Below are 2,944 nucleotides of genomic sequence, written 5' to 3'. Positions count from 1 at the left end.
ATCCGCCACTCGCCGAAGGGTACGCGCATCGATGTCTCGCTGGCGACGCGCGGCGAACGCCACATCGCCGTGGTGGCGGACAGCGGGCCGGGCATCCCCGCGCACGAGTGCGAAAACGTATTTCGCCGCCTCTATCGGCTGGAGCGCGAACGCATGAGCCCCGGCAGCGGCTTGGGTCTAAGTCTGGTCGCGGCCATTGCCGAGCTGCACGGGGCGGGCGTCATCCTCAGCGACAACACGCCGGGCCTGCGTGTCGAGGTGTCCTTCCCGCGGGCGTGAACACGCGCCAACCCCAAACAAAAAAGTGCAGTGCACGAGGCACTGCACCAAGTTTGGGAGGAGCTTCGCGTAGGTCTAGCGGCAGTGGCGGTGGTGATGGCTCCACCAGCAGTGGCGGTAGTGCCGGCGCCAGCGCCAGCCTGTCTTGCTGACGATCGACGCATGCGCGGCAGCGGGAGCTGCGCCCCTCACGCCGGAAACGGCGGCCTGGCCGGTGGTTGCAGCGAGGCACAGGACGATGGCGCTGCCGATCAGCGACAGCGGAATGATGCGCTTCATTGACGGTAACTCCGAGGATTGCTGCACAGGTGAAGTGCGGCGGTGTGAATGGATCGAACGACCCGGTTGAATGCTGGAAATCAGAGGAGCGGCAGGTCCGGGGACCCGCCGCACTGAAACCGTCGACTACTTCTTCACGCACTTGGAGCCGGCGTCATCCCACTTCATCGTGGAGATCTTTTCGCACGCGGCTTTGGTCTTGGGGGCGCCCTTGGCCATAGCGATTCCCGGCGCGACGGCACCGAAGGCAACGGCTGCGAGGATGACTGTGGTCATCAGCTTCTTGGACATGTGGACTCTCCATATCTTGGGTCGGGTGCTTCATGATCACCCAGGCGCGAAACTGCGCCGCCATGTTTGCGGTCACCTGACCCGAGGCATACGGTTTCGTAAGGAGCCGCATTCAGCAAAGGTGAGCAATTGACGCCAATTGAAGACACGCACCTAACCGCGGCGCGGCTCGCGCGAAGCCCCGCATGCTTTGTCGATCATCTTCGGCCGGCGTTCTGCCGGCGATAGTCGCTAGGGGTACAACCGAAGGCGCCCTTGAAGCGGCGCGCGAAGTGCGAAAGGTCGGAGAAGCCCCAGCTGTATGCGATATCGCCGATCGTGCGGTGCGCTTGCATCGCGTCGGACAAAGCGAGACGGCAGCGATCGAGACGTCGAGACACGATCAGCCGCTCGAGCGACAGACCTTCGTCGGCGAGCAGCGCGTTGGCATAGCGCACGCCGATGCCAGCGGCGCCGGCAGCCGTTTCCGGATCGAGCGCAGGATCGGGCAGGCGCCGCTCGATCTCAGCGTGCAGTCGCAGCAACGCTGTCGCGCGTGCTGACGACAGCGCCGGCCGACCATTTCCGCCCTCCGCGGCAAGCGCAACGGCGGCGAGATCGAGAATCTGCGCGCCGATCCGCGCCTTCGCCGGCTCCTGCAGCGCATCGATGTGTTGTGGGATCATGCGCAGGTAGTCGGCGACGAGCCCGTTAATGCCCGATCCAGGTCGTACCGCGTGCGCGGTGAGCTGCGAGCTCTGGGCCAGGCGCGCCTTCAACGCACGATGGGGGATCTTGAAAAAGAGCCGTCGCCATTTCTCCGAGTAGCGGGTGAAAAAGGGTCGCTGAGCGTCGAGCAGCGTGAAGTCGCCCGGCTGGAGGGTCGCCTCGCGCCCATCCTGGACGACAGTCGCACTTCCCACGAGCTGCAGGCCAAGTAAGAAGACGTCGTCCTCGTCGTTCCTGATGTTTCGCGCGTTGACGGCAGCATAGCTCAAGCCGTGGCTGTCGACTTCGATGATGCCGAGTTCTCCGAGCGTCGCACTGTGGATCGTCGCATCAAACGTGGAGAGCTTCTCCACGCGGCATTCGTGCTTGACGAAGACCTTGTTGGCAACGTCGTGCCAATACGCGAGACGATCGCGGGGGTGCAACTCCGACATCGCCAGGATCTTGTCCATGCGCGTCCCGCCCGTGCGTGCCCTCTTCGGCCGTGAAGCGCTCGAACATGCTGAGCGAACCCCTCGTGCGCCCTTAGCAATTCGAGACGCGATTATCCAGAGAGCAGCACGACTAGTCCACCGACGGAAGGTGGTACTGATCAATCAAGCGGTATCAGACCTGGACCGACGGGTTCAGCTCCAGCGCCGATTGCTCCACATCCACTGCTCCGGCGCCTCGCGCACCCACGCCTCGAACTGCTGCTGCATGTGGACCATGGTCCAGCGGATGTCCTCGGCCTGATTGGCCGTGCGCGGCACGCGCAATTCCTTCAACTCGATCTGGAAGCGGCTTTGCGTGCCGATGCGCTTGCAGCGCGACAGCCAGATGCGGGCGCCGACCCTCCGGGCGATCATGGCGCCGATGGCTTGCGTCTTGGCATCGCGGCCGAAGAACGGCACCGGCATGCCCGTGCGATCGTAGAGGTCGCATACGAGGCCGAGGCGCCCGCCGCGACGCACGAAATCCATGATGGCGCGCGCCGTTCGCTGGTCATCGCCGTGATCGCCGACATTGCCGCGTCCGAACAGTCCCTCAGGATAGAGATCCTTGCGCTGGTCGCGCAGATATTGGTCGACGTAGGGGTTCGTCACGGAGCGGTACACCGCCGCCGGATTGGCGCCAGCCCAGGTGAAGGGAAGAATTGCCAGCTCCCAGTTGCCCATGTGCAGGCTGACGCCCACCGCGGGGCCGAGCTTGTCCTTGTAGCGCGAGAAGATGTTCTGGCTGACGATATCGATGCGCTCCGGTTCCTTGAGGAAGCGATCGATGCGCATGGTCTCGACCATCACGCGGCCGAGGTTCTCCCAGTGCGCCAAGGCGATCGCCAGGCGCTGTGCGTCGGTCTTCTCCGGGAAGGCGATGGCGAGATTGTCGAGCGCCCGCTTTTGGCGCT

5 protein-coding genes are annotated in these 2,944 nt (G+C 64.2%); 1 reads left to right on the top strand and 4 read right to left on the bottom strand.

Translation table 11 applies throughout. The annotated features are described in order from the left end of the window. Positions 1-279 (top strand): sensor histidine kinase (locus tag WDA27_15205; GenBank protein MFA5892272.1); only part of this gene is annotated, 279 nt, incomplete at its 5' end. A gap of 75 nt (positions 280-354) precedes the next feature. Here the strand turns inward: WDA27_15205 and WDA27_15200 are convergent. The 4 genes from WDA27_15200 to WDA27_15185 all read right to left on the bottom strand — a co-directional run. Beyond that, positions 355-558, bottom strand: a complete 204-nt coding sequence (locus WDA27_15200) for a hypothetical protein (GenBank protein ID MFA5892271.1) — start codon at positions 556-558, stop codon at positions 355-357. A 126-nt stretch (positions 559-684) separates the two neighbouring features. Then, on the bottom strand, positions 685-849 hold the full coding sequence (locus WDA27_15195) for a hypothetical protein (protein ID MFA5892270.1): 165 nt from the start codon (positions 847-849) through the stop codon (positions 685-687). A 197-nt stretch (positions 850-1,046) separates the two neighbouring features. Further along, on the bottom strand, positions 1,047-2,009 hold the full coding sequence (locus WDA27_15190) for a helix-turn-helix domain-containing protein (GenBank protein MFA5892269.1): 963 nt from the start codon (positions 2,007-2,009) through the stop codon (positions 1,047-1,049). 174 nt (positions 2,010-2,183) lie between these two features. Continuing rightward, a partial coding sequence (locus WDA27_15185; GenBank protein ID MFA5892268.1) for a lipid A biosynthesis acyltransferase occupies positions 2,184-2,944 on the bottom strand: 761 nt, incomplete at its 5' end.

The organism is Actinomycetota bacterium, from assembly GCA_041658565.1.
Classification (GTDB): Bacteria; Actinomycetota; AC-67; order AC-67; family AC-67; genus JBAZZY01.
This window is presented reverse-complemented; position numbering and strand designations above follow the sequence as displayed.